We start from the raw sequence: 25,721 nt of genomic DNA, 5'->3' as shown, positions 1-25,721 counted from the left end.
AGGCTCTTATTATAATTTTGCTAAACACTTTAATTAAGAGATAAAATAGGAAACACTGCGTTCATAATAAGTTGACAATATGCACGATTTAAATGCAATTCCTATCCTTATCGAAGTGGCTGAATGTTTGAGTTTTACTCAGGCTGCTAAAAAATTACATATGACTAAATCAGCGGTCAGCAAGTCGATTAGTACGGTCGAAAGCCATTTAGGGGTAAAATTATTTAATCGTTCGACTCGCCATATTAGTTTGACTGAAATTGGCACAACCTATATCGAATATTTAAAGGCGTCATACTCTTTTATCGAACAAGGAAACGATGCCATTGCACAACTCAATATCAAGGCTGCGGGGAGAATCAAAATCAGTGCACCAATGTCCTTTGGTACACTTCATTTATCAAAGATCATCGCGGAGTTTTTAAAACTGTATCCTGATTTACAAACTGAATTGATATTAGATGATAGCGTTGTTGATTTAGTTGCAGAAGGGTTTGATGTTGCAATTCGCATTGGCCATTTGCCTGATTCGTCACTCATTGGTAAGAAAATCACGCCTTGTTATAGTGCGCTTTGTGCTTCCCCTGACTATTTATCTTTGCATAAGCAACCTAAAACCGTGACCGATTTAAAAGAGCATAACTGTCTTTTTTATTCGTTATACCAATCAGGCCAAGAGTGGGTATTTTATAAAGATAACCAAGCTGAGCACATTAGCCCCACGGGGAATTTGATCGTTAATAATAGTGAGTCGCTATTACAAGCGACTGTTCAAGGAGTGGGAATTTCGCTGCTACCCTGCTTTATCGCCGCCCCTTATATTGAAAAAGGTATGCTAACCCCTTTACTGACGGATTACTCATTGCCAGAACACTCTATTTATGCGGTTTATCCTAATAGACACTATTTACCCCATAAAACAAGAATGGCTATCGATTTTCTGTTTGAAAGACTGAATCCCAAGAGCGAATATGGCCAGCGTTATGAAATTAATTATTATGCTTCGCGATAACAGTCTGAAAGCCGCACTCGCGGCTTTGCAGAGCCATCGTCAAATTTTAAAGATGATGTTTTGCGACAAATGCTTTTTCTTCATCGCGTAAAGTTAAGACTTCATAACCGGTTGCGGTCACTAAAACAGTATGTTCTGATTGGGCCGATAATTTTTTATCTCGCGTCACAACTGTCCAACCATCTTTTTTGGTCTTAATTTTCATACCACCTTGGTTGATCATCGGCTCTATTGTGAATGTCATCCCTTCTTTTAAGGTAACCCCTTGCCCACGTACACCATAATGTAGCACTTGTGGAGCTTCGTGCATTTCACGGCCTATACCATGACCACAATATTCACGAACCACGCTATAACCATTTTTTTCTGCATGGTGTTGGATTGCAGAACCAATATCCCCTAGTGTTGCCCCTGGTTTGACTTGTTTGATCCCTTCCCACATAGCCTCATAAGTATCCTTAACAAGTTTACGTGCTAATGGTGAGGCTTCGGGCATCACATACATCTTACTTGAGTCTGCAATAAAGCCATTTTTCTCTAATGTGATATCAACATTGATAATATCTCTGGCTTTCAAATGTTCATCAGCTTTCGGTACGCCATGGCACACCACTTCATTAAGGGAGGTATTTAATACATATTGATAACCATACTGGCCTTTGCTGGCTGGTCTCGCCTGCAATTCATTAACAATATAATCTTCAACCTTGTCATTAATTTCCATGGTCGTAATACCCGGCACAATAAAAGTATCTAACATCGCAAATACTTTGGCTAATAAACGGCCGGATTCACGCATCAATTCAATTTCTTCAGCTGTTTTGATTGTGATATTACTCATGGTACTTCCCTTTATGGTTAACAGATTCTTTTTCTAGCATTTCGCTGATAAGCGTTGTGAAGGTTTTATCGGGATTTAATTCGGCTTGGATACCTATTTTTATCCAAAATTCAGCCTGAGAATTGATCGAGCGTGACATCACTTGGCTAGCACGGCGCAAATAGTCATGCAGATCATCTGAAATTTTCACGATTCCCAAGACAGCACCTCATTAACATATAAAATATTACGATTTATATATAAACCATATAATAACTAAGATGAGAAAGATAGTCATTCAATGGGGAACCGCACAAATGAACTGTTTTTTCATCAAACCGTTTTAATTTTCTAACTTCAAGCCGCCGTCAAAGTATTGTTCGTTACAACGTTGTATTGTTATTGTTAGCTAACTCCATTTTTGTATTGGCTATAAGATGTTAAATTGATTAAATATTAAACTTATCTTTATTTTTACTGATTGTTTTTAGCGGATAGATTTTAAATAGGCTTGGATAATTGTTCGGAGAACAATATGTATAAAAAAATTTTAGTTCCTATTGATATTACAGAGAAAAATTTAGCAAACCTTGTACTTCCTCATATTCAATACCTTTCGGAGGAAGAAGGCGCTCATATTCATTTTTTAGCCGTTATTCCTACTATCCCTTTTTATACCTCTATGGGCTTTGGTTTTGCCGAAAAGGCAGATAGCGAACAAGATAAAGTAACAAATCAATTAGTTGATATTATTAAAGATTTTAATCTTCCTAAAGAAAAGTTTACCGCTCAGGTCGTCATGGGAACGCCTAGGGATGAAATTTTGCGTATTGCCGATGATATTCAAGCAGATTTGATTGTTATTGGTTCTAGACGCCCTGGAATGTCAACGTATTTCTTAGGATCAACAGCTTCGATGATCATCCAAAACTCTAAGATTTCTGTCTTAACAGTACGATAATTCACTAACCCACTTCGGTGGGTTTTAATTTAATTCTTAGTAACAAACTAAAAAATATAAACTTTTAAATCTCATTCCTTTCAATTTTCCTATTCCTTCTCTCTGAAGAAAATAAAAAAACGCCTTAATGGATAAAGGCTTTCTCATATCAGAAATAATTCTCACTCTTTGCTGTTATTTATTTTTTACCACTATAATGGGTAATTTACCGTGAAATAATGATAATCCCTTATTTTATGATTTTATCCATCAAACGATAGTCACACTATTTTCAGCCCATTTTGTTTCTCATATGAAACTAAAAATGACCATAATCTCGACACACTGCACATTTCAAAACAAATATTTTACATATGAGTAACATTCGATTGACTGTTTATCGCTCAGCCTATTAGGCTAGTTTTAAATAATAAACAATGTTTTATATATGAAACAACACTATTTTGCTGTGGAGGAAACAATATGAGTTGGGTCGCGATTTGTGATGTCTCGCAAGTACAAGAAGAATTTCCTTATTCAGCCCGAGTCAATGATACCGAGATCGGTGTTTTCTTAGTGGATGATCAATATTACGCCATGGAAGATGTTTGCCCTCATGCCTATGCCCTACTCAGTCAAGGGTTTGTTGAGGATGGCAAAGTGGAGTGCCCACTTCATGAGGCTGTATTTGATATCAAAACAGGAAAATGCCTACGTGAGCCAGGTGGTCGCGATCTCAAAACCTACCAGACTCGCATTAATAACAACCAAATCGAAATTAGCTTTATTGAGGAGTAGAAATGGAACCGATACAGAATTTCAACCCTTACTTACCTGCTAATCACCAAATTATACCGGCTCGTGAAGGCGGTAAAGGGCAAATCCAAGCACCGGGAACGGCGCCAAATATCGTTTGGCAAACTCGCTCACGTCTCCCTGATGACTACGAAACCGCTCTCATTGCCACATTGGAAATCTTATTTGATTCAGGTATTGAAACTCTCGAGCAAATTATTAGTGCACTCAATCAAAGACAACTCTTTGATAGACAAGGACAACCATGGAATGAAGCCAGTTTTCGCGAATTTCTCCAAGTAAACGGGTATTAATCTCCTGCCAGTGACGCAGAAATAATAATAACCAACGATACCCCACGACAACAGGAAGCAGATTATGACAACTCATGCACAACTTCAGAACTATCAAGATTATTTAGACGTTGGACTTAGAGGCCAGTGGTATCCCGTTTTATCCAGTTGGGAAGTCACTAGCAACCCAATCGGTATCACCCGCTTAGAAGAACAAATTGTGTTATGGCGTGATCAGCAAGGTCAAATTCATGCGCTTGAAGACCGCTGCCCTCACCGTGGTGCACGCTTATCAATGGGCTGGAACCTAGGTGAACGTATTGCCTGCTGGTATCACGGCGTTGAAGTTGGAGGCGATGGTATTGTCAAAGATGTTCCTGCTGTTAGCCAATGTCCATTAGAAGGTCAAAAGTGCCTAAAAACCTACCCAGTTCAAGAATATCATGGCGCAATCTTTCTTTATTTTGCCATTACTGATGAAGAGCCACCGACGCTAGCGTTCCCTGAAGAGCTGGCGGATAGTGAAAATCATAGCCATTTCTTATGTACAGCCACTTGGCATTGTAATTATCAATATGCACTCGAAAATGTCATGGATCCCATGCATGGCACTTATCTCCACTCTTCTTCGCATTCAATGGCGGACGGTGATAAGCAATCAGAGATGATTTTAGAACCGACTCAAAATGGGTTTATCTTCCGCAAAAATGACCAAATGGGGGTGAATTTTGATTGGGTTGAATTTGCCAGTACTGGCGCGAACTGGCTACGCCTATCCATCCCTTATCAAAAACGTTTCGGACCGGGTGGCCACTTCTGGATCATCGGAATGGTTGTGCCAGAAGATCGCTTCAATACCCGGGTCTTCTTTTGGCGTATCCGTAAAGTAAAAGATTGGCAACGTGATCTCTGGCGCTTTATGTACCGTAATCGCTTAGAGGGATTACATTGGGATGTTTTAGAGCAAGACCGTATTATCCTTGAAAATATGGCGCCTAATGCTCGCCAACATGAGTTCCTTTATCAGCATGATGTTGGGCTATCTCGCCTACGCCGTATTATGCAACGTGAAGCCAAAAAGCAATTTGACCAAATTTATAATAAGGAAACGTCAAATGCATAATTTACTGGCAGGCAAACGCATCGTCATTACGGGTGCAGCAAGAGGCTTAGGCTTTGAATTTGCGAAAGCGATCGCACAACAAGGTGCTCACGTCATCCTGTGCGACATATTAAGTGATCGCCTACAGCAAAGCATTACCCAGCTACGCCAAGCCGGTTTGACTGCCGATGGTTTTAACTTAGATATTGCCGACCCCGAGGCCATAGCGCATGTTTTTCAGCAGATTGGTCAACAAGGCAATATTGATGGCCTCGTTAATAATGCCGCCCTTGCCACTGGCGTTGGCGGCAAAACATTGGATGAGTATGACTTAAATCTATGGGATCGCGTCATGACCGTTAATGTAAGAGGCACATGGTTAGTGACAAAGGCGGCACTCCCATTTTTGCGCCAAAGTAGAAATGCCAAGATAGTGAATATTGCTTCTGATACAGCTCTATGGGGCGCCCCTAAGCTGATGGCTTACGTCGCGAGCAAAGGGGCAATTATTAGCATGACACGCTCAATGGCAAGGGAGCTTGGCACACACCGGATCTGTGTCAATGCTATCGCGCCTGGCCTAACTAAAGTTGAAGCCACCGAATATGTACCAGTTGAGCGCCACCAGCTTTATGAAAATGGGCGTGCTATTCAAGGGGAGCAAAAGCCCGAAGATGTGACCGGTACTGTCTTATATTTGCTTTCGCCAATGGCCGATTTTGTGACGGGCCAACTGATCCCCGTCAATGGTGGGTTTGTATTTAACTAAAGACGCCGCTTAATGCGGGGAGGTTAACGCTTTGAGTTCAACATGCAAATATTTGATCCCCGGTTTGGAAAAAGGATTGCAGCTTTTGTTACTCCTAGCACAGCAGCACCGAGAGCTAACCTTTGCTGAAATTTTACGTCTAATCGATATGCCGAAAGCGACGGCCTATCGTGCAATACAAACTTTGGTGCATTTAGACTTTATCGAACAACACCCAAGGACAGGGGCTTTTTCACTCGGTCGCAAAGTGCTTAGCTTAGGTTTAGGGTACATTGCCTCACTCGATCTAACACAGTTAGGCCAACCGATCATTGAACAATTACGCGACCGTAGCCAGTGCAATAGTCACCTCGTCATACGCGATGGGCGAGACATTATTTATATTGCTCGGGTTAGTGCTGCCGAATCAAAAATTAACCACGTGAGTGTTGGTACTCGGTTATTAGCTCACCGCACCTCAATTGGTCGGATGTTACTTAGTGGCTTAAGTCGAGAGGAGTTCGATACCCTCTATCCTGATGATGAGTTACCTGATGATGCGGGAAGTAAACAGGCATTTTGGACAATGATCCAAGCAGACCGGCTACGGGGTTATGTTATCGGAGAGTCTTTTTACCGTCGGGGTATCTCTTCCATTGTTTACCCTGTTTACAACCGAGACCACGGTGTCGAGGCGGCGATCAGTATTATGGTGCCAATGAATAGCATTCCCGCGCAAGAACGCCAACGATTACAAAATGAAGTGAGCGATGCAGCCCAAAAACTTACTGAGTTTATTGGCGGAATAACCTCCGCTAAAGCGGTATAGCGTTACCCATAAATAAAACTAAATATTAGGTTTATTGCCATAAGCCTCAGGCCTCTGCTTGCCCAAAAACAAGGTCGGCAATAAAAAACGATTATATAGAGGGTCAAATTATGTCAGTCATTGGTATTGAAAAATTAGAGTTTGGTGTTGATAACCTTGCCGCTTGTCAGCAATTCTTGCAGGATTTTGGACTGCAAACATCACCCAATAACCCTTCTTATTTTACAACACTGTCCGGTGCAAGCGTCGCCCTTTCATCGATTGATGATCCCCGCTTGCCTACACCTTTTGAACCAGGCTCCACCTTACGACGGATCACTTGGGGCGTAAAAGACCGCGTTACACTCGAACAGGTCATCAAACAGATTGAAAATTGCGCAGGCTTTCAACTCACCTCTGATGGGGCACAGTGCCTTGACCCGAACGGTATGACGGTGGCTTTTACGATTAGCCAACAACAAGATGTTACCGTCGATATTTCCCCTATCAACCAGTGGGGAGATATTCGTCGTATTGATGCGCCAAGCCCTGTTTATGACAAAGCAACCCCCATTAATATTGGTCATGTGGTCTTTTTTGTTGATGACCTACAGGCCACAGAAGCATTCTATTGCCAAAAACTGGGCTTCCAAGTGTCTGACCGTTATATCGACCGTGCGGTTTTTTTACGTACACAAATTAATGGTTGCCACCATAATTTATTCCTACTCAAGCTGCCTCATCGCGGGCGGGGCCTGAATCATGTGGCATTTACGGTTCGCGATATTCATGAGGTGATTGGCGGTGGCCTCGCCATGAACCGCCAAAAATGGAGTACTTTTATTGGCCCGGGTCGTCACCCTATTTCGTCTGCCTACTTCTGGTATGTCAATAGCCCAACGGGCGGTGCGTTTGAGTACTACACCAACGACGACTATCTAACCGAAAAATGGCAACCCCGTGAACTAGAGCACTCTCTCGTTTCCTTTACCGAATGGGCGGTTGAAGGTGGTATCGACCACGAAACACGCCGACAAGTGAAAAAAGACAAGGAGTGATGCCATGACACAACTTATTGATGGCGGTATTGTCATTATCGGCGGCGGGCAAGCCGGTGGCTGGGCCGCAAAAACATTACGAGATGAAGGCTACCAAGGCATTTTATCTGTTATTAGTGATGAGCCACATGATTTCTATGAACGACCGCCTTTATCAAAGGCAGCTTTGAAACAGGAGGGCACCCCTCTATCACGCCTATTTAGTGAAGATGAAACGGACTCTCTGAATTTGACTTGGTATCGCCCTGTTCGTGCGACCCATATTGATGCCAACAAAAAGCAGGTGCAGCTCAGTGATGGTCGCCATTTAGCTTTTGATAAATTATTAATTGCAACGGGAGGCCGGCCCCGTTTTCTCTCTTCTGCTTGGCAATCGCATCCACGCGTATTTGCACTGCGTACTTGGGATGATGGGCAACGTTTACGTGAAGCGCTGTTGTCCGCTAAAAAAATGGCCATTATTGGCGGTGGATGGATTGGCTTAGAAGTTGCGGCCTCTGCACGCCAAATGGGCATTGACGTTACCGTTTTTGAACGCCAAGAGCGCTTATGTCAGCGTAGTGTACCTGTATCTGTTTCAAACGCACTCGCGCAACGCCACCAGCAAGCGGGGGTAGAAATCATAACCGATTGTGGCGAAATTTTGCTCGATGAAAGTCACGATGATTTACGGATCAGTTGTGCTAAGCAGCCTAGCCAATCCTTTGATCTTGCTGTTATGGGGATCGGTGTTGAATTAAATCTTGAGCTAGCGGCAACAGCAGGCCTTGAAGTCACACACGGTATTGTGATCAATGGACAAGGGCAAACATCTCACCCTGATATTTATGCTGCTGGCGATGTTGCTTGTCATCCCACATTATCCCTGTGTTTACAATCTTGGGCTTATGCACAAAACCAAGCCATTACCACCGCCAAAGCCATGCTTAATGCCCACAGTGAGGATTTTAATGACCCTGCATGGCTATGGTCAGATCAATATCAAGACAATATCCAGATTTTAGGGATCCCAACCCCACTAGCAACCCAACATATTCAACGCATCACACCAAATGCTGAAGTGCATTTTTCACTGAATGATGACAACGAATTAGTTCAGATGGTCGCATTTAATGACCCTCGTTCCATCAAGCTAGGCAAAAGGTGGATGCAAAACAGCCGCAAGTTATCCCCATCGGAACTTGCAGATCCTAATTTTTCACTGATGTCACTGAAGTAAATGTGCAGGTAGGAGAAATAATATGGCAAACCAACCGATACCCGTGCCCTCAGTGACACAAGAAAATGAAATGGCATCACCGCAAGAAAGCGTGAACTGGTTGATCCCAATCGCACTATTTTCCTGCGTACTGTTAGCCTTTTTCGACAAAATTAGTATTGCCGCCCTATTTTCTGATGAACAGTTCCAAAAAGCTCTAGGAATTGATTTTGATCCCACACGTCTTGGGCTATTGATGAGTGCATTCCTGTTTGCCTATGGCGTGTCATCCATGCTGCTCAGTGGGATTGGCGATAAATTTCACCCCACCAAAATGCTGCTATTTATGATCAGTAGCTGGTGTATTTTAATGATTTTTATGGGTTTTACTCACCATTACGCCACAATGGTTTTTCTTCGAGTATTACTAGGTATTGCTGAAGGGCCATTACTTGCCATTTCCTATGCCATCGTGCGCCGTACTTTTCCACAAAAAATGCAAGCAAGAGCGACAATGCTTTGGTTATTAGGCACGCCTATTGGCGCGGCTCTTGGTTTTCCAATTTCCTTGTACTTACTGAATAATTTTGGCTGGCAAAGCACCTTTTTCGTTATGGCGGCTTTCACTGTACCCGTATGGTGGCTAGTCGTTATCGGCATTCGCCACCCCAATTTAGTCAATAAGCAAACACAAAACGTGGATGGCAAAGTCTCTACCAAAGACATGGCAGAAGCTAAAATTCAACGTAACACCCTGTTACGCAATAGCCATTTTTGGATTATCTGCTTATTTAATATTGCCTTCTTAGTTTACCTCTGGGGCATGAACGGCTGGTTACCAAGCTATTTAATCAAAGGCAAATCAATCAATTTAGAGCACGCGGGGGTCTTATCCTCACTCCCCTTTATCGCCATGTTATTTGGTGAAGCGATAGGAGCATGGATTTCTGACCGTTATGATCGTCGTGCCTTAGTCTGTTTTATCTCATTACTTGGCGCCGTAATCGGTCTTTCAGGTGTGCTATTTCTCACCAGTACCTACAGCATTATTTTAATGATGGCCTTTAGCATGTTTATGTGGGGGGCTGGTGCTCCAAATATATTTGCTCTTCTGGCCAAAGCGACACAAAAGCAAGTCAGTGCACTCGCTGGCGGCATTTTCAATGGATTAGGCAACCTTGCGGGTGCCGCCGCACCGTTGTTAATGGGGGTATTAATCACCCTCACCCACAATATGGATAGTGGCCTGTTATTTATTGTCATTATCGGTTTGATCGGCAGCGTATTACTTATCCCCCTTATAAAAAGATACTGATTTAACTACTCAATATCAGGAGATATCACTATGTCACAACAACTGAATCAAATAAAACCACAAGGCATCTCGATGGCGGATTGGGTTGAATCACGCATCGCCCGTTTTGAAGGCCGCAAATATGACTGGAATGCATTGAAATTTCAGGCGGATTTTGACCCTAAATACCGTCGGGCGCAGATGCGTTACATCGGTACGGGGGCGACAGGGGTTGCCAACGATGCCAATACCGTTCCCGCGGAAAACTTTACCTTCTCAACCATGGTACTGCCCTCAAAGTGTGAAGGACCGCTGCACCTGCACCCTGATGTTGAAGAAGTCTTTTTCATGCTCAAAGGAACCATCACCTTATTTATTAAAGATGGGGATGAGGAGTATGAAACCGTGCTCAAGGAGCGTGACCTAATTTCGGTTCCAGCTGGGATTTACCGTGGTTTATTTAATCATGGTGAAGAAGAAGCGTTGATGTGCGTAATGATCGGTACGCCTAAGCCTGCCATTCCGACTTACCCAGACGATCATCCATTATCAAAAGTCAAACGTAGTTAACAGGAGAATTCAGTGATGAAACTGCCTATTGAACATTTACCCACTATCCAAACCGCTGAATTCGGCTCATATCATTTGAATTGGCGTGAAGCCGGGAACGGTGAAACGGTGATCTTACTTCATGGTATTAGCTCAGGCTCTGCATCGTGGATTTATCAACTGACAGATTCATCACTGACCCAGCAATACCGCTTGCTGGCATGGGATGCACCAGGCTACCTCAATAGCCGAGCCCTGACTACCGACACCCCAACCGCCAATGACTATGCGGAAGCATTAGCGGCCTTTATCGATGGCTTAGATCTTCCTCAAGTTGTATTGGTTGGTCATTCACTTGGTGCCATCATGGCCTGTGCGTTCGCTGCAAAATATCCACAAAAAATAAAAGGTTTATTTTTAGCCAATCCGGCGCAAGGCTACGCAACTAAACATAAAACTGAACAGAGACAGGTTTATGAACAACGACGAGAAATCGTCTTCAATTCAGGTATTGAATATTATGCACAGCATCGTGCCGCCGCCCTACTAAGCCCATCTGCCAGTGAACCACAGATTGATTGGGTAAGGCAAACCATGCGTAAACTTAACCCTCGCGGTTTCTTAGCCGCAGCATGGATGTTGGCTCACGATGATATTAGCCGTTACCTCAATCTTTATTCAGGCCCCGTCCAAATGGTTGTTGGCCTTGATGACACCATTACGCCGCCTGAAAAAGTGCACATGCTCGCTCAGCAACACAGTTGCCCCCTTACCTATATTGAACGAGCAGGACATGCAAGTTATCTCGATGCATCTCAGCCATTTAACCATTACCTGAAGCAATTTTTGGCGACCTATGCCGTAGTAGAAGTTTGATTAAGGAAAGCGCTATGAATTTACAATTAGAAAATCGTGTCGCCGTCGTCACTGGAGGAAGTTCAGGAATTGGCCTAGCCACAGTCCGACTCCTGTTAGCCGAAGGATGTCATGTCGCCTTTTGTGGTCGAAACCAAGATAAACTGACCGAGGCACATCACGCATTACAGGCGGCCTATCCACACGCTAAGTTGCTCGCTGTCTGTTGCGATGTGCTGGATAAAACGCAAACTGAGGCATTTGCACAGCAAGTACAAACACATTTTGGGCAAGTCGATTTACTGATTAATAATGCAGGTCAAGGATATGTGGCTCACTACGCTGATACGCCTGAAGAAGCTTGGTTACAAGAAGCGCAACTTAAATTGTTTGGCGTTATCAATCCCGTTAATGCATTTATGCCCTTGTTAGAACAGTCAGATATCGCGTCAATTACCTGTGTCAACTCGCTATTAGCAAGACAACCAGAGCCTCATATGGTAGCGACCTCTGCCGCTCGCGCGGCTTTACTCAATCTCACGCTTAATCTATCGAAAACCCTTCTGCCGAAAGGCATTCGTGTCAATTCTATCTTGCTCGGCATGGTGGAGTCAGAGCAATGGCGTCGCCGCTTTGAGGCGCGTAGCGACAAAAGTCTTGATTGGCACAGTTGGATTGGTGAGATCGCCAAAAAACGCGGCATTCCAATGCAACGCTTAGGGAAACCAGAAGAGCCTGCTAGAGCATTGGTGTTTTTAGCTTCACCAATGGCTTCATTTACCTCTGGTGCAGCGTTAGATGTCTCCGGCGGTTTTTGCCACCACATTTAAGGGAACGATGATGAAAACACTGATGCTTATCGGATATGGTGCTATGGCGAATGAAGTGATCCAACGGCTTCCTGCTGGGATTGAGCTAGGCTGGATAGTGGCTCGCGAACATCACCACAATGATATCAAACAACGCTTTCAAAACCGTGTGATACCACTAAGCTGCCCGACGCACGCCTCACAAAAACCAGACTTAGTCTTGGAGTGTGCTAGTCAACATGCTGTCAAACAGTATGCCCCCATGGTTTTAGAAAAAGGCTGGACGCTAGCCGTGATTTCAACCGGCGCACTGGCGGATGCGCAATTAGCACAAACGCTAAGCCAAAAAGCTCAACAACACCACGCTATCTTTATCCCATTATCAGGGGCTGTTGCTGGTCTCGATGGACTACGTTGTGCAAAAGAAGCCGCAATCCGCCAAGTGACCTACCAATCACGTAAAAGTCCTGCCAGCTGGCGCAATGGTCCGGCTGAAAATTACATCGACCTAGATACGGTTACAGAGCCAACGGTTTTTTTCCACGGAACAGCACGCGAGGCGGCACTGAAATTCCCCGCAAATGCCAATGTGGCGGCGACGGTTGCCCTCTACGGTATCGGTATGGATAAAACAAAAGTCGAACTTATGGTCGACCCGACGACCAAGCAAAATAGTCATCGCATTGAGGTTACTGGTGATTTTGGCCATTTTTGTATCGAATTAAATGGTAACCCATTACCTTCAAATCCTAAAACATCCCTGCTATCTGCATTAAGTGCCGTCGAAATTTGCCGTCGCATTGCAGATCAAGATGCCATTATCTGACTGGAGAATTCCCATGAAAAAACTCGATATATTTGTCGGTGGACGATGGCAACAAGGGCGCGGTAATGAAATGTGCTCTCGCTTTCCGGGTGACCAACACATTGTCGCCACGCTCAACAGCGCCAGTGTAAGTGATGTTGAAGAAGCGGTTCATGCGGCAGAGCGTGCATGGCGAGCGCCAAGTTGGCGCAATATGCCCCCACATCAACGCGCGACTATTTTACACAACGTCAGTATGCTAATCGAAGAGCAAGCAGACGAGCTAACCCGCTTACAAACTCTCGACAATGGTAAACCTTGGGCAGAAGCTCGTGGGCTAGTCATGAGTGCCGCGGCAACAGCCCGTTATTTTGCCGCCGTATGCGAAGTCAGTGGCGGAGAGCTGCCTCCTCGTCGCCAGCCCGATATGATGACATTAAGTACATATCAACCCCTAGGTGTTATTGCCGCTATTACACCATGGAATTCACCGATTGCTAGCGATATGCAAAAAATTGCACCTGCACTAGCTGCGGGCAATGCTGTGATATTAAAACCCGCCGAGGCGACCCCGCTTATCTCATTGAAACTCGCGGAATTATTTGAGCAAGCGGGTCTACCGAGTGGCTTACTCAGCGTACTCCCCGGTAAAGGCTCTATCGTTGGTGATGCACTTGTCCGCCATCCTTTAGTGAAAAAAATATCCTTTACTGGCGGCACCAATACAGGCCGACAACTCGCACATATTGCGGCAGAAAAACTGATCACAACGTCACTAGAGCTTGGTGGCAAGTCTCCTACTATTGTCTTAGAAGATGCGGATCTCAACCTTGCGGCACATGGCGTTTGTTATGGTATTTTCAGTTCAATGGGGCAAGCTTGTATTGCAGGCTCTAGGCTGTTCGTCTCACGTGCTGTTTATGAACCTTTTATGGAAAAGCTCACTGCACTGACTCAACAACTCATTATCGGAGACCCTCGCCAAGAACGGGTTCATGTCGGCCCTTTGATATCCCCCGAACACCGAGAAAGTGTTATTCGCTACGTCAACCAAGCAATCGCTGAAGGTAGCACAATTCGCCTTGGCGGAGCTATCCCCCAAGACCCTAACTTACAAGCAGGGAATTATTATTTACCAACCATTATTGAAGGGCTGAATAACCAAGCTTCTGTCTGCCAAGAAGAGATCTTCGGGCCTGTACTGGTCGTTATCCCTTTTGATAATGAAACGCAACTCATAGAAGAAGCCAATGATTCTATTTATGGCCTTGCTGCGGGGATCTGGACGCAAGATTACACTCGCGCCTTTAAATTAGCAGATGCTTTAGACGTTGGTACTGTTTGGATCAATACCTACAAAGTTTTCTCCATTTCAACACCTTTTGGTGGGTTTAAAGAGAGTGGACTCGGTAGAGAAAAAGGCCTTGAAAGCCTCAAAGCTTATATGCAGCAAAAAAGTATTTTTCTGGCACTAAACCCACAACCAAACCGTTGGTGTGAATAAATGACCATGCATCCGTAAATATCTTCACGTTGCAAATTATTGGTTATCGAATTCTAAAGGAGAACACTATGTATGAGACAATCACGGTTGGCGAGGCGATCGCCAGAACATTAGAACAATACCAAGTCAGTACCGTCTATGGCGTTATCTCAATCCACAACCTGCCGATTGCAGATGCAATTGGTCGCCGTGGCATGATTGACTTCACCCCTAGCCGTGGGGAAGCGGGTGCCGTTACCATGGCTGATGCACATGGTCGCTTCACCGGACTTGGCGTCGCCTTAACCAGCACAGGAGCCGGCGCGGGTAATGCCGTGGGCTCAATGATTGAAGCCATGAATGCTTGCTCGCCAATTATCCATATTACAGGGCAAGTAGAAAAAGCGTATCTGGATATGGATGCCGGTTTTATTCACGAAACGCGCGATCAACTTGGCTTTTTAAAAGCCAGCTCTAAGCAAGCATTTCGCGTCCATAGCGCCGAACAAGCGGTTGCCGTCTTACATAAAGCCATTCAAGTTGCACAAACCGTTCCTTGTGGCCCCGTCTCTATCGAAATACCGATTGATATACAAAGCGCACAAGTTCCCTTATCGCTACTCAGCGCACCACTGACAGTTCAACCTTTACCAGAAGCAACGGCGGATCAAGTCGATGCGATTTGGCAAAAATTACAGCATGCACAACGCCCTTTATTATGGATTGGTGGTGGTGCGCTACACGCCTCTGATGCGATTAAAAAATTGGCAGATCAGGGGGTAGCCGTGATCAGTAGTACGCATGGGCGAGGTATTTTATCTGACGAACATCCATTTAGCTTACGCGCTTTCCATAACGCAGATGCTATTGATACATTGATGCGTTCTTGCGATATCACACTCGTCGCTGGCTCTCGTTTACGCAGTAATGAAACCAAAACGTGGTCATTACCCTTGCCACAACCTTTAATTCAAATTGATATCGATCCGCTAGCGGCTAATCGAAACTATCGTGCAGATTTGGTGGTTACTGCCGATTGCCATAGTATTCTGAACGCATTAGCCAGCAAACTCGAGCAAGCTAAGCGAACAATTTCACCACAATGGCAACAACAAGTCCAAGAAGCCACTCAGCAAGCCGAAGCACAACTCAGAGCGCAATGTGGACCATACAGCCAATTAAGCGATGCGGTTGAGCAGGTACTGCCAGATCACGGTATATTTGTGCGAGATATCACCGTTTCAGGTAGCTTATGGGGAAGCCGCTTACTAAAAGCGACTCAGCCATTACACAATATTCACTCTTTGGCTGGTGCGATTGGATTAGGCTTAGCAATGGCTATCGGTAGCGCTAAAGCGAATCCTCAGACTCCCGTTATTGGCTTAGTTGGCGATGGTGGTTTAATGCTAGGTATTGGGGAGCTTGCTACCATGGCACAAGAGCAACTACCGATTGTGCTTCTTATTATGAATGACCATGGATATGGTGTTATGCGCGGGATCCAAGAGAAATATTTCGCTGATCGGCAATATTATAATGAGTTACTCACTCCTTCATTTACGCGATTAGCAGAATCAATGGGAATTAAAGCACTAACCGTTGATAAGGCAGAAGATTTTAAATCTACGTTACAACGTGCCATCGAATTAAAACAGCCTGTCGTTGTAGAAGTCCTTATGGAAAATATTGGTAAAATGAATTTCTCAGGGCCTCCCCAGAAAAAACTATTTTAATTCACATTGCTAAATGCTTAATAGCGCATAGAGTGTCTATGCGCTATTTCATTAAGCTTATTTAGTTTGGCTTCTTGCCATATGTTGATTAATACACGTTGTACAGCATACGATTGGCTATTTTCTGTGAAACTTAATGCCGTCGCGGCTTTTTCATGGGCATCCATATTTGAAAACGTTTTCGATAGGCCATTAATCGTTGGTTTTTCAATATTGGCTTTTTCAGCATGCCTAGCCATCGCAATTTGGTTAGCTTGAGAGGTACTGTTTTCTGTAAAACTTAAAGCAATCAGCGCATTTTCATGCGTACGTACCTTATCGTGAGCCTGTGATTGTGCTACCGCTGAAGAACAAAAAAAGAATGTTGCTATAATAGAAAATAATACTTTATTCATAAAATAACCTTAGACTGATTAATATAAAATGATTGATAAAAACCCAGCAGTCGATAGATTTTTATCCATAAATTAAAATGCTAATTAATAAAAATAAAATAAAACATATAGCGAGTTCAGATTTTAAAAACGCAATCATAAAATTATTAATAAGCATTAACTAAATTCAAACTGGATGGGAAATTAAGCGAATAATATTCGTTTGAAATTTTAGACTCTCACCATCGTGATTAATATGGCGAATAACAAACTCAAAAGAATATCAGCCTGAATAATTCCTCACCAACAGAAATAATTTACTGGCTACTGCATTTTTCCTTTATATCCTAAGGAATCAAACCTAATATACTTCGCTAGCGGAACACTGAACATTGACCTTTATGCAAATAAACAATGCGTTTTATGCAATCTCCTTTGTACCCTATAAACAGGTAGTTTATTTATCCTACGCTGTAGCACCATACTGTTTGCCTTAAAAATTACTTTTGTTCTAGAGACACTTAATCACCGTTTTAATATTAGAGGTTACTTGCATATTTTATTTTACTGTAATTCAAGTTAAGTGCTATATTAGGCTCGATGGAAAAATACATATATCAACAACGAACCTGATATCTAAGGGATTACTATGAAAAAGTATTTGTTGCCAATTAGCCTTTTTGTAAATGTGGTATTGCTGATCACCATTATTGTCGTGGGAGCTCTGTTTTTTAACTTAAAAAGCAAAATTGACTCAACTGTCGAACAAATTAAAAATGGGCAATATGCTGAATTAGTTAAAGATAATACAGCAAACTTAATTCCCGAAGGGCTAAAAAATTTCAAGAAAATTGAACCCAATCAAAGTCAATGCGACTATTTCTATCAACAAATAGATTCACTGATAGGTTATTTAGAAGAGAACCCGACAATTGCAGGTTCAGAAAAATATGTTAAGCAGCTAAACAACCTTAAAAAATCAGCAGAAAAAACCCCTTCTACACTGAAAGAAACAGCCTGTGAAAAAGGGATTTCAACGATTAACTTTATTGGCGAAAAAATATCTACGGCAACTGAATGATGTGTGCCGCCCACAATCGCTATTTAAATTCAATTTTAAAGGTGACTATGTGAGCAAAGCCGGAAGGTGGCTTCCCTACTGACTGGCTTTTTTCAACAGCAGCGAGCGCAGCGTTATCCAATAGTTCACTACCTGAACTACTCACAATACGCGCTGACGTTATTTCTCCCGTCTCCGTTAACCTAAATTGGACTTGAGCAACACCTTGTTTCTTCATACTTTTGGCGCGCCGAGGATAGCGTTTATGCCTTTCAACTTCTTGGCGTAATTTTTCCCTGTATGCATTGATTTGCTGAGTATCTGCTAGGTTTGACATCCCATTTTTAGGTTGCCCCACCTTCCCCATCGAAGGGGAAGATGCCGCCGTTTCCCCTTGTTGTGACTGCTGTGGTGTTATTGCCGACTTGGTTATTTTATTGGTAGATACTTTTTGCTGTTCAACCTCTTTTTTCTCGCTTAAACGCTTATTTGGCTCTTTGACCTTTTTTTTAGGTCGCTCAATTTTCTTCTCTTTTTTTGGTAGCACTACCTGTGCCGTCTCTACGACAACAGGCGGAACAATCTCCGCTTCAGGCTCAACCATGGGTGTCATATCTGAGTCTGTTGGCGCAGTTTCTTCAATAGCGTGTGTTAACGCAATCGACATCACTGGCGCATCCATTACCGCTTGATGCTGTTGATTTTTTTCTTCTTGAGCCAGATGAATAAAGCCCATAATAATGACAGCGTGCAGCAAAACAGACAGAGTAACAGTTAAAAAACGCGTCTTTTTCATGAGAATCTTAAGATGCCCTTCTTAGTACCACAAGAAGGGCATTTTGCTTTAAAAATGGCTTGTAAAATTCAATCGTAACGTTCTACCTGGAGCAGGCATCATGGTTCGAGTGAGTGGATCCACATAATATTCATCAAGAATATTTGTCGCTAACAATTCCATTTTGACGTTGTCTGAAATGCCATAACTGACGTAAGCATCGGCAACAAATACAGGCTCCCAGCGCATTGGGCTATTATTTAAAGGCGCGTAGTTGGCCGGATATTTATCCATCATTTTCTTTTCGTCATTATTTTCAGCACGGCTGTGATAACGCATGCGGCTACCAATTTCTAAACGCTCATCCAAAAAACGCATCCCTAAATTGGCATTAATACTGTATTTAGGTTGTAATTGTGTGCGTAAAAACCCACCAGGAAAGCCCGCATCAACACATTCAGACATATTAAACTTGTTAGTTGGATCTAAAGCAGCAATGGAGGCACTATCACACACCTCATTTTGCAAACGGTAATCAAGCCCAATATCCCCAAAATAATTACCATTGTCATAACGAGCTTGTAGCTCAATACCTGATGTTTTGTGCTTATCTACTTGTGTAAACTTGAGATAGATATCCCGTTCAAACGCGTTTTCAATGACCGTGTGATAATAATTAATACGCACGTCAGCAAAACGTTCCGCACCCAGTAGACTTTGTAAATTACGCACATAACCCACTTCCACTGTTTTACCGCGTTCAGGCTCAAACTTCTCGGTGAGTGACGCATAACCCCTTGAGCCAGAAAAACCTACCGTATCCTCAAAGATACTAGGCATACGTACCGTTTCCGTATAGCTCGCGTAAACTCGGTCATTATCAGTTAAATAGGCAGAAGCGGAAAAGGAAGGCGCCCAAGCATGTGCTTTCTTTTTCCCCTGATGGCGGAATCGTTCTTCTTCGGATAAATAGCGAATATCTTCCTGTTCATCGCTAGAGCGAGATTGATTGGGAATATATTGATTAACCACTTTTCCTGTAAATGGATCGACAGTCTGTGCTTTTGTATCAATCGTACCATTATAAAAAGGGTTGGTTTCTCGGGTCAGTTTATTTTTTCCATCGGGTCGCCATTTAGCCTTATTTTTTTCATCTATGCGGAACTCCCCTTGCCCATTTGCAGATCTGAATCCCGCATAATCGAGAGAATGTTTTTGTAAATTTAGCGCTTCCTCAACAAACCTTTCTAAATAATAAGGCGAATCCATGACGTCATCTAATTTTTGCCCTTCAGCATTGGTAAAACGAGTCAATGTGTCATATTCATTTTGTGTAATTGTGCGTGAAATATCATAGTTTTTGGAGAGTAGTTGATGAGGTCTCGCAAAGTTAACATCTTTCGCATCGCGTCGTTTATCTAATAAATGATCTTTCGACCAATAACTCGTTCGTTGAGCACCAGCCGTCACATTCAACCAATCTGTTGGCCGCCATTCAAAATTAAATGCGAATGTATTCTCTTGCCTTTCCCCTTCTCTCGGTACAGCTCGGAAAATCGTCGATGTAGAACTCCCTGAATATTCAAAAATATCATCCTCTGTATCAACCGTTTCTTTGCTAAAACTCCCCATTAAAGTTAAATCAAGGCTATCTGTTAATGCCATTTGGTTAGATAAATTTAAGCCTTGTCGTTTGTTCGTTGAATTCAAGGATGCACCCGGTACTAACGTACCATCAATATTAGGGTTGCGAGGCATCCACCCATATTCAAACCCCATATCACGCTCTTTAGGCTCTCGAGGAAAACCGCCTGAAGTATTCGTATCACTCGTTGTTTTGGTCATCCAGTAACCAAGTTTCATATTTACGTATGGATTATCTTCAGGATTTAAATAATAGTCGGCATGAAAAGCTTGAATATTAAATTTCGCGAGTGTCCATTGCGGCACTTTTCCATCTAACTCCATGAAACTGATCCTTGATGGCATGATTTCCCCATAGTGGTTCGTCGTATGGGTATATCCTAATGATACCTTTTGTGAGTCAGATAAAAATAGATTCGTTTTCACTAAATAACTCTCCATTTCACTGGAGGTATTAGTTACCTCTTTACCTGGTGCAAACACGTTCGCAGCAAAAGGCAAATAGGGGTCAACCGGTTTAGATGGGTTCTTCGGGTCATAACTAAACACATCATCTTTATAGCGATTAGCTCCACGTTTACCTGCAAAGTAGTTTCCTTGGTCTCGATAACTATAAGCCGCCATGATATCGAAACGTGATTGCCGAGTTCCCACCGCGACCCTAACTGCATTATCTTTAAAATTAAAAAAGTTTGCGTCTCCACGAGATTTAGGCGTAACTAGCAGCCCTGGATCATTAAACAGCATTCTTGCTTTGTTGCCATTTTTTATATTATCCATAATCGCAGGGTCATCTCGATAGTCATGCCCATAATCTAAATTAGGTACTCTTGGTTTTGTTGAATTACTGCTGGTTTCCAATTTTAAATCAAAACCAAACGTTTCATCTGGAGCAACGACATCATCAATATTAAGTGTCTTTATCGCAATGCCCCCACCAACCGATGTTTTCACATTAGGGTTTAAGGATGCACTTTTTTGAATCGTTATACTGCTGATCATATTTGGGTCAACATAATTACGATTATTGGCTCCGTTATATCCTCGCCACACTGTTTGGGCTTGCTCTGTGCCATCGACAGTGACTGGTACTCGGCCTTGACCTTGTATCCCCCGAATATTGGGATCTAATGCACCACTATTACGTGCATCTCCACTATACACCCCTACCGCACTATTGAGCACATCTGCTGGGTTAGTTCCTTTATAACGTTCAACAAGATCTTTTCCGAGGTAAATATTGGATTCATTTTTATCATACTGATCGTCATAACCTTTTTGATCGCGTTCCTTAATTGTTTCTGCGTTATCTTTAACAATAATAGTACCGAGGTCTTCTTGTTCTTTTGCTAACACTAAACCGGAAATTAAGGTAAGCGAAATCCCTGTCACAATATTCATTGTGATGATTTTTTTTATTTTCATTGTTAACACCTAAAATATTAAAAGCGTTTTTCTAATCTAATTTCAATTTCACTTTGTTGATATGAATACAGTGCATCAATATTACTTTTATTGACTCTATACCTATAAGAAATGGATGGTGTCATTGTGGCAATACTGTATTTAGGTAAACTTAACTTAGCCAAATACAGTTGTTCATCATCCATTCGATTTTGACTTCCCAACGCATATTGCGGAGCATTAAATCGAGTTTGCTTATAACTGGCGATCCCCAATAGATGATAATACTGACTAACGTCCTTAAATATTCCTCCTCTTATGCCATATTGTTTATAACTGTCACTATCATAAACCTTATTCACATACCCACTATCTACACCACCAAATATCACCGCATCTGAGCTAAGAGCATAAATCCCTGTGATATAAGCCTGACTCTTATTACCATCTTGGCTTTGATAAGGTGAACGATAGTTTATTTTTTGGTGATCAATCACTGTACTCAGCGAAAATTGGGGTAAAAAACGATACTCCGCTTCCATTCCCACTCCAACACCATAATAGTGTTGCCGCTCTCCTACCCATTTAAATTCACTAATTGGACCAATAGCGAATGATTTTTTTGCATCCTGATATTGATAATAAACCCGTATGTGGCTGGTATTTTCATTATACTCGGCAGCACCATCATACTTATTGCCATAGGTATATGCTTTAAACAGTAAACTGTGATGCTGGTAAAGTGAAAAGGTACGTTTAATATCACCATCATAGATGAATTTGGTGCCTTTATCCGCCAATCCAGCACCATAACAAAACTGCTGCACTGCATTTCTGTAGCAACGCTGTCTTTTATCCCCCGGTACTTGATTAATATTAGAGTTGTAACCGTAACCTACCGAAAAACTTCCTGACCAACTATTTCGTTTACTTAATTCCGTAGTAAATTGTGAAATTGTAGCTAATACACTTTGTGGTAACTGCTGCTGATACTTTTCCAATACCCGTTTAAACTGTGAAGATGCCTCATTATTTTGTTGATCTTCAAAATAAGTTCGAGCTAATTCCAGCTCGACACGCAAAAAATCAGGTTTTAGCGCTAAAATAGTTTGGTAGTGAAAAATAGCCTGAGCATAATCATGATTTGCACGTGCCATTTGTGCTTTAGCAAACTCAACAAGTAAAACGTCATATCCACTTAATTGTTGGTAATATGATAATAGACGTTCTACGTCATCGTATTGCCCACGATTTAAGGCAATATAAATAGCCATTCCCATCTCATTAAGCGTATTACTAACCTGATATTCTTTACCATCGAAATTAATTTTGATGTCATCTTTAATAAACGGTTTATTATTTTCAATAACGGGAGATTTTCGACTAAATTCCGCTTTATCTTTTAATAAAAAGCGATAATTATCAATATCACTTATCTCTCCGATGGCGACACTACTATAAAGTAACAACCATAGGATACCCGCTCGAAATAACCCCATAAATCTCAACCAATGTTCTATTAAAGTAATCGTAATAGGTGGAAATCCTTTCCACCCGCAATATAAGTTATTGCACTTTTGAACCGCCAAACGAAGTGTCTTTTGTATGGTCACTATCAAAGGTGGTTATACCCGCGACAACATCCGCATTTTTGCCAAAAAACTGCCCTGAGCTTTTACCCTGAATTGAACCATTTGCTATTGCACTACCAGAAAATTGCCCTTTGTCTTGAATGTTACCATTCATAGTAATATTAAGAGATTGACCATTTAGAGCGCCTGTATATTTTTTCGAACCAAAATCAGCATTAAATACACCGCTTAATTTACCTGGACCATCAAATTGATTGATACCAGCAATGGTATATTCCGCCTGCCCCGCGGTTGGTACCGACTCTGTGGCTTCTTTACCTGAGAAGAAAGCAGTATGAGTTTGGTCACCTACACTCCCCGTTTTAGACCAGTCGCCAAAATAGACTTCTGCATTAGCAACTTGTGTAAAATGAAACTCCCCCATCGCCCCTCCATGGCCACCACTTGATGCAGGTAATACATTGACACCTTGCTCATTCTCTGGTGCTAATGATTTAAAACCAGAAAAACCAATTCTTGTACCGTTAGCGATGGTTTTCAAACCAACACCAGGATCACCAATAACCCCACTATGGGTGCCTTGTGCAAACTGTGTTTTTCCAACATTCACCTCAACTCCATTGGAATCATACGCTTGGCTCTGTCCTGAAACCGTCTCTCCACTAGTACTAAACGCGACACTCGATAAAACAATTGTTAATGCTGTTAATGATAGGTTTTTCATAATATTCCTTGCCATATAAATGATAAATGCATATTAAATATAACTATCTACTCACAACAGATTCATTAAAATAAATGATCGATTTGGAGTATATATCAACCCCACCCAATTGCAAATAGTTATTATTATCATTACCATTTGTAGGTATTTTACTTCTTTTTACGCTATAATCATGGCAAAATCGAATAAAAAAATAACAAATATCATTAAAAAACAGACGATTAAACAATTATCCTAACTTAGGATAAATTTAGGCCTATAGAATGGAAAAATAGAAAAATTAAGACTATTATATTGCCTATATAAATTTCAATTACCTTTCATATAATAACCACAATGAAAACATAAGAATTTATTATGTGATCTGCATCATAAAGCCTCATACATTGATTCTTTCCCCCACTCCATTTCCTTTTTTTAAGCACAATGACTGCATAAAAATTCAACAAATAAACATACAACATTGCAGATGCGCTCCCCTATCAGTAACTGTTATTTGCAATAACTTTCAATATTATTTTTGATGGCATAGCAACACTTTGAACATCAGTAAATAACAGTAAAAATAATGAGTTGATTATCACTCAAATAAGGATTCAAATTTACAGAATAAAATATCTATGTTAATTTTCATTTTTATAAAAATTTTCCTGCCTGCTATTTATTGTGAAGACCATTATTTAATAATATAAATAATTTTAAAAACGTAATAAATATAACAGCTTCACTCCATTAGCTATAAAAAGGATTTTTAATATTTATAGAATTAACCCAACCTAATTATTCTTAATCTCCCCCGTATTAAGAGACTATTTCTGCATAGCCATTAATAACCCCTGAATCATCACCACACCTGTTTAAATCAGAGTATATAACAACCTAGAATAGACTCTCAAATAGAAATCATTATCATTAACATTGATAATTTATTTTATGAAATTTAAATAAAAAGATATACTTTAACAATAAAGCCTAAAAAAACTTCAACCTTAAAATCAATCAATTACCACATAAACCCCATATTTAAAAATAATTAAAGAGTATATTTACATGGCGAACAATACATAAAACCAATAATACCACGCATCTAATTATCCATTCGATTTATATAAACCGGTAAAAAACAGATAAGCGCTTATTCGAAATTTTTGATATAGATCACTATTATAAAGAATCGTTATTTCATTTTATCATACCACTATTTTTAGACTCACTGCGTCTCTCTCAATTAAATGAGTTAAGTATAAAAATCAATTTATATGTAAAATAAGTTAAATCTGTTATTACCCCATTGACCTTAACCTTAGGGGAAGCTTTATCGTCAACCTAACTTAATCCCCTTTTAATAAGGTATTTATCATGAAAAAAATGCTTCCTATCGCTGCAATTTTAACCATTAGCATCGCCTCCTTTAGTTCTTTTGCTAATTCAAATCATTCTATGCATGCTCAAGCTCCTGCCAGCAACGAAATGCAAAAAGAGTTAAACCAATCTATGGATAAAATGCATGCAGATATGGCCAAAGGTATGAATGAAGAGAATGCAGATATTGCATTTGCGCAAGGTATGATCGCTCATCACCTAGGGGCAATTGATATGGCAAAAATTGAATTAAAATATGGCACCGACCCTGAAATGAGAAAGCTTGCAGAAGAGATTATTAACGCCCAAGGTCCAGAAATAGAGCAAATGCAAAAATGGTTAGAAAAGAATAAAACGAAATAATAATCCCTTTGATTGCATAGCCCTCAAAAAATTGAGGGCTAATGGGATAACGTTTATCAAATGAACGGTCTTTTTCAATTTAACAGGTATATATTACTTAATGGCTTCAATACACATTACT

At 41.5% G+C, this 25,721-nt stretch carries 25 protein-coding genes; 18 read left to right on the top strand and 7 right to left on the bottom strand.

Translation table 11 applies throughout. From position 1 onward, the window contains the following. The first annotated feature begins 79 nt into the window (after window positions 1–79). Complete coding sequence (locus PR699_RS01070; protein ID WP_014658171.1) at window positions 80–1,012, top strand: LysR family transcriptional regulator; 933 nt, start codon at window positions 80–82, stop codon at window positions 1,010–1,012. Between the two features lie 46 nt (window positions 1,013–1,058). On the opposite strand, the gene map is transcribed toward PR699_RS01070, so the two are convergent. Further along, the gene (gene map / locus PR699_RS01065) at window positions 1,059–1,853 is read right to left on the bottom strand and encodes a type I methionyl aminopeptidase (protein ID WP_004918978.1); all 795 of its coding nucleotides are present in this window, start codon (window positions 1,851–1,853) and stop codon (window positions 1,059–1,061) included. Further along, entirely contained in the window at window positions 1,846–2,052 is a 207-nt protein-coding gene (locus PR699_RS01060; RefSeq protein WP_014658170.1) for a ParD-like family protein, read from the bottom strand. The genes map and PR699_RS01060 overlap by 8 nt, the downstream gene beginning before the upstream one ends. Window positions 2,053–2,367: 315 nt before the next feature. On the opposite strand from PR699_RS01060, the gene PR699_RS01055 reads away from it, so the two are divergent. The 15 genes from PR699_RS01055 (at window position 2,368) to PR699_RS00985 (ending at window position 16,302) form a co-directional block, all read left to right on the top strand. Continuing rightward, window positions 2,368–2,793: a universal stress protein gene (locus tag PR699_RS01055; RefSeq protein WP_004918975.1), complete on the top strand. Its 426-nt coding sequence runs from the start codon at window positions 2,368–2,370 to the stop codon at window positions 2,791–2,793. A 462-nt stretch (window positions 2,794–3,255) separates the two neighbouring features. Then, on the top strand, window positions 3,256–3,570 hold the full coding sequence (gene nirD, locus PR699_RS01050; RefSeq protein WP_004918973.1) for a nitrite reductase small subunit NirD: 315 nt from the start codon (window positions 3,256–3,258) through the stop codon (window positions 3,568–3,570). Window positions 3,571–3,572: 2 nt separating this feature from the next. Next, a complete protein-coding gene (locus PR699_RS01045) occupies window positions 3,573–3,881 on the top strand; it encodes a recombinase-like helix-turn-helix domain-containing protein (RefSeq protein WP_004918964.1) in 309 nt (102 codons plus the stop codon). 64 nt (window positions 3,882–3,945) lie between these two features. After that, window positions 3,946–4,983 carry an aromatic ring-hydroxylating dioxygenase subunit alpha gene (locus tag PR699_RS01040; RefSeq protein ID WP_004918962.1) on the top strand — a complete coding sequence of 346 codons (1,038 nt, stop codon included), beginning with the start codon at window positions 3,946–3,948 and terminating at the stop codon, window positions 4,981–4,983. Beyond that, entirely contained in the window at window positions 4,976–5,731 is a 756-nt protein-coding gene (locus PR699_RS01035) for an SDR family oxidoreductase (RefSeq protein ID WP_004918960.1), read from the top strand. Before PR699_RS01040 ends, PR699_RS01035 begins: the two co-directional genes overlap by 8 nt. A 31-nt stretch (window positions 5,732–5,762) precedes the next feature. After that, window positions 5,763–6,539 (top strand): IclR family transcriptional regulator, encoded by a 777-nt coding sequence (locus tag PR699_RS01030; protein WP_041705283.1) that lies wholly within the window; start codon window positions 5,763–5,765, stop codon window positions 6,537–6,539. 110 nt (window positions 6,540–6,649) lie between these two features. Beyond that, window positions 6,650–7,576, top strand: a complete 927-nt coding sequence (locus tag PR699_RS01025; RefSeq protein WP_014658167.1) for a VOC family protein — start codon at window positions 6,650–6,652, stop codon at window positions 7,574–7,576. 4 nt (window positions 7,577–7,580) lie between these two features. Beyond that, the gene (locus tag PR699_RS01020) at window positions 7,581–8,795 is read left to right on the top strand and encodes an NAD(P)/FAD-dependent oxidoreductase (protein WP_014658166.1); all 1,215 of its coding nucleotides are present in this window, start codon (window positions 7,581–7,583) and stop codon (window positions 8,793–8,795) included. A 22-nt stretch (window positions 8,796–8,817) separates the two neighbouring features. Continuing rightward, a complete protein-coding gene (locus tag PR699_RS01015) occupies window positions 8,818–10,089 on the top strand; it encodes an MFS transporter (RefSeq protein ID WP_014658165.1) in 1,272 nt (423 codons plus the stop codon). Between the two features lie 30 nt (window positions 10,090–10,119). Further along, a complete protein-coding gene (locus tag PR699_RS01010; RefSeq protein WP_004918950.1) occupies window positions 10,120–10,638 on the top strand; it encodes a cupin domain-containing protein in 519 nt (172 codons plus the stop codon). 15 nt (window positions 10,639–10,653) lie between these two features. Beyond that, window positions 10,654–11,493, top strand: coding sequence for an alpha/beta fold hydrolase (locus PR699_RS01005; RefSeq protein WP_004918949.1), 840 nt, complete (start codon window positions 10,654–10,656; stop codon window positions 11,491–11,493). Window positions 11,494–11,507: 14 nt separating this feature from the next. Continuing rightward, the gene (locus PR699_RS01000; protein WP_014658164.1) at window positions 11,508–12,302 is read left to right on the top strand and encodes an SDR family oxidoreductase; all 795 of its coding nucleotides are present in this window, start codon (window positions 11,508–11,510) and stop codon (window positions 12,300–12,302) included. A 10-nt stretch (window positions 12,303–12,312) separates the two neighbouring features. After that, entirely contained in the window at window positions 12,313–13,107 is a 795-nt protein-coding gene (locus PR699_RS00995) for an aspartate dehydrogenase (protein ID WP_014658163.1), read from the top strand. Between the two features lie 13 nt (window positions 13,108–13,120). Then, window positions 13,121–14,590, top strand: coding sequence for an aldehyde dehydrogenase (locus tag PR699_RS00990; protein ID WP_014658162.1), 1,470 nt, complete (start codon window positions 13,121–13,123; stop codon window positions 14,588–14,590). 68 nt (window positions 14,591–14,658) lie between these two features. Beyond that, window positions 14,659–16,302: a thiamine pyrophosphate-binding protein gene (locus PR699_RS00985; protein WP_014658161.1), complete on the top strand. Its 1,644-nt coding sequence runs from the start codon at window positions 14,659–14,661 to the stop codon at window positions 16,300–16,302. A 17-nt stretch (window positions 16,303–16,319) separates the two neighbouring features. On the opposite strand, the gene PR699_RS00980 is transcribed toward PR699_RS00985, so the two are convergent. Then, window positions 16,320–16,697, bottom strand: a complete 378-nt coding sequence (locus PR699_RS00980) for a hypothetical protein (protein WP_014658160.1) — start codon at window positions 16,695–16,697, stop codon at window positions 16,320–16,322. A 628-nt stretch (window positions 16,698–17,325) separates the two neighbouring features. Between PR699_RS00980 and PR699_RS00975 the strand changes: the two genes are divergently transcribed. Beyond that, entirely contained in the window at window positions 17,326–17,757 is a 432-nt protein-coding gene (locus PR699_RS00975) for a hypothetical protein (protein WP_004918937.1), read from the top strand. 19 nt (window positions 17,758–17,776) lie between these two features. Here the strand turns inward: PR699_RS00975 and PR699_RS00970 are convergent, their stop codons facing one another. The 4 genes from PR699_RS00970 to PR699_RS00955 all read right to left on the bottom strand — a co-directional run bounded on the left by PR699_RS00970 (window position 17,777) and on the right by PR699_RS00955 (window position 23,875). Beyond that, on the bottom strand, window positions 17,777–18,532 hold the full coding sequence (locus PR699_RS00970) for an energy transducer TonB (protein ID WP_004918928.1): 756 nt from the start codon (window positions 18,530–18,532) through the stop codon (window positions 17,777–17,779). Between the two features lie 48 nt (window positions 18,533–18,580). Continuing rightward, window positions 18,581–21,580, bottom strand: coding sequence for a TonB-dependent receptor (locus PR699_RS00965; RefSeq protein ID WP_014658157.1), 3,000 nt, complete (start codon window positions 21,578–21,580; stop codon window positions 18,581–18,583). Between the two features lie 17 nt (window positions 21,581–21,597). Next, window positions 21,598–23,058: a porin family protein gene (locus tag PR699_RS00960; protein ID WP_014658156.1), complete on the bottom strand. Its 1,461-nt coding sequence runs from the start codon at window positions 23,056–23,058 to the stop codon at window positions 21,598–21,600. A gap of 67 nt (window positions 23,059–23,125) precedes the next feature. After that, window positions 23,126–23,875, bottom strand: coding sequence for a Slam-dependent surface lipoprotein (locus PR699_RS00955; RefSeq protein WP_036943816.1), 750 nt, complete (start codon window positions 23,873–23,875; stop codon window positions 23,126–23,128). 1,359 nt (window positions 23,876–25,234) lie between these two features. Between PR699_RS00955 and PR699_RS00950 the strand changes: the two genes are divergently transcribed. After that, window positions 25,235–25,600, top strand: a complete 366-nt coding sequence (locus tag PR699_RS00950; RefSeq protein WP_004918913.1) for a DUF305 domain-containing protein — start codon at window positions 25,235–25,237, stop codon at window positions 25,598–25,600. Window positions 25,601–25,721 lie beyond the last annotated feature (121 nt).

The sequence above is a fragment of the Providencia sp. PROV268 genome (assembly GCF_028477805.1).
Lineage (GTDB): Bacteria > Pseudomonadota > Gammaproteobacteria > Enterobacterales > Enterobacteriaceae > Providencia > Providencia stuartii.
The sequence above is the reverse complement of the archived record's forward strand: the minus strand, read 5'-3'. Positions and strand labels throughout refer to the sequence as shown.

Bases quoted from the DNA above. Each gene is read 5' to 3' on its own strand.
- PR699_RS00985 (WP_014658161.1), top strand. From the start codon at position 14,659: ATGTATGAGACAATCACGGTTGGCGAGGCGATCGCCAGAACATTAGAA.
- PR699_RS01005 (WP_004918949.1), top strand. From the start codon at position 10,654: ATGAAACTGCCTATTGAACATTTACCCACTATCCAAACCGCTGAATTC.
- PR699_RS01015 (WP_014658165.1), top strand. From the start codon at position 8,818: ATGGCAAACCAACCGATACCCGTGCCCTCAGTGACACAAGAAAATGAA.
- PR699_RS01040 (WP_004918962.1), top strand. From the start codon at position 3,946: ATGACAACTCATGCACAACTTCAGAACTATCAAGATTATTTAGACGTT.
- PR699_RS00965 (WP_014658157.1), bottom strand. From the start codon at position 21,580: ATGAAAATAAAAAAAATCATCACAATGAATATTGTGACAGGGATTTCG.
- PR699_RS01010 (WP_004918950.1), top strand. From the start codon at position 10,120: ATGTCACAACAACTGAATCAAATAAAACCACAAGGCATCTCGATGGCG.
- map (WP_004918978.1), bottom strand. From the start codon at position 1,853: ATGAGTAATATCACAATCAAAACAGCTGAAGAAATTGAATTGATGCGT.
- PR699_RS01000 (WP_014658164.1), top strand. From the start codon at position 11,508: ATGAATTTACAATTAGAAAATCGTGTCGCCGTCGTCACTGGAGGAAGT.
- PR699_RS00955 (WP_036943816.1), bottom strand. From the start codon at position 23,875: ATGAAAAACCTATCATTAACAGCATTAACAATTGTTTTATCGAGTGTC.
- PR699_RS01035 (WP_004918960.1), top strand. From the start codon at position 4,976: ATGCATAATTTACTGGCAGGCAAACGCATCGTCATTACGGGTGCAGCA.
- PR699_RS01025 (WP_014658167.1), top strand. From the start codon at position 6,650: ATGTCAGTCATTGGTATTGAAAAATTAGAGTTTGGTGTTGATAACCTT.
- PR699_RS01070 (WP_014658171.1), top strand. From the start codon at position 80: ATGCACGATTTAAATGCAATTCCTATCCTTATCGAAGTGGCTGAATGT.
- PR699_RS00975 (WP_004918937.1), top strand. From the start codon at position 17,326: ATGAAAAAGTATTTGTTGCCAATTAGCCTTTTTGTAAATGTGGTATTG.
- PR699_RS01045 (WP_004918964.1), top strand. From the start codon at position 3,573: ATGGAACCGATACAGAATTTCAACCCTTACTTACCTGCTAATCACCAA.
- PR699_RS01020 (WP_014658166.1), top strand. From the start codon at position 7,581: ATGACACAACTTATTGATGGCGGTATTGTCATTATCGGCGGCGGGCAA.
- nirD (WP_004918973.1), top strand. From the start codon at position 3,256: ATGAGTTGGGTCGCGATTTGTGATGTCTCGCAAGTACAAGAAGAATTT.
- PR699_RS00950 (WP_004918913.1), top strand. From the start codon at position 25,235: ATGAAAAAAATGCTTCCTATCGCTGCAATTTTAACCATTAGCATCGCC.
- PR699_RS00995 (WP_014658163.1), top strand. From the start codon at position 12,313: ATGAAAACACTGATGCTTATCGGATATGGTGCTATGGCGAATGAAGTG.
- PR699_RS00960 (WP_014658156.1), bottom strand. From the start codon at position 23,058: ATGGGGTTATTTCGAGCGGGTATCCTATGGTTGTTACTTTATAGTAGT.
- PR699_RS00990 (WP_014658162.1), top strand. From the start codon at position 13,121: ATGAAAAAACTCGATATATTTGTCGGTGGACGATGGCAACAAGGGCGC.
- PR699_RS00980 (WP_014658160.1), bottom strand. From the start codon at position 16,697: ATGAATAAAGTATTATTTTCTATTATAGCAACATTCTTTTTTTGTTCT.
- PR699_RS00970 (WP_004918928.1), bottom strand. From the start codon at position 18,532: ATGAAAAAGACGCGTTTTTTAACTGTTACTCTGTCTGTTTTGCTGCAC.
- PR699_RS01055 (WP_004918975.1), top strand. From the start codon at position 2,368: ATGTATAAAAAAATTTTAGTTCCTATTGATATTACAGAGAAAAATTTA.